This window comes from Salinimicrobium oceani, assembly GCF_012037645.1.
Genome location: NZ_JAAVJR010000207.1, coordinates 1 through 625 on the forward strand (window position 1 = coordinate 1; position 625 = coordinate 625).

The following is a 625-nucleotide window of genomic DNA, read 5'->3' on the forward strand; positions in this document are numbered from 1 at the left end:
AATGCGCAGGCACTTGTCCTGTCGATAAATGAAGCTCTTGGTAGCCGGGTAATGGATACTGCAAATCCAAGAATGCTGAGACAGGGAAATTCGGCAGCAGTGAAGCAATTGGTAGCCGATATGAATGCCGGACAGGTGGGAGCTATTCTTGTAGCCGGAGTTAATCCTGCTTATAGTCTTCCTTTTGCAAATGAATTTGTAGAAGGTCTTAAAAATGTAGATCTAAAGGTGGCTTTCTCCATGAAAAAGGATGAAACCGCATTGCTTTGCGATTATGTTGCTGCAACGCCCCATTATCTTGAAAGCTGGGGGGATGTTCAGTTCACCGGTAGCAAATTTGGTTTAATGCAGCCTACTATTAGACCATTATTTGATACAAGCCAGTTTCAGGATGTGCTTTTAAGATGGTCAGATAACAATACCTCATATTCAGATTACCTGAGACAAACCTGGGAGGGTTCCATGGGTTCTACTTCATGGATCGATGCCTTACACGACGGGATTTTTGAAGGAACTGCACCCGGAGGAACTTCTGCGGTAGCAGGATCCTCTGCAGAGGGTTCTGCACCTGAAGGAGCAGTAACCGGTTCTTTCGATGATGCTTCGGCTGCGAGAAATCTTTCTT

General features: G+C 45.3%; 1 pseudogene. It reads left to right on the top strand.

Features of this window, described 5'->3' with window-relative positions:
• Window positions 1-625, top strand: a pseudogene (locus tag HC175_RS16295) (quinol:cytochrome C oxidoreductase); the annotation flags it as partial.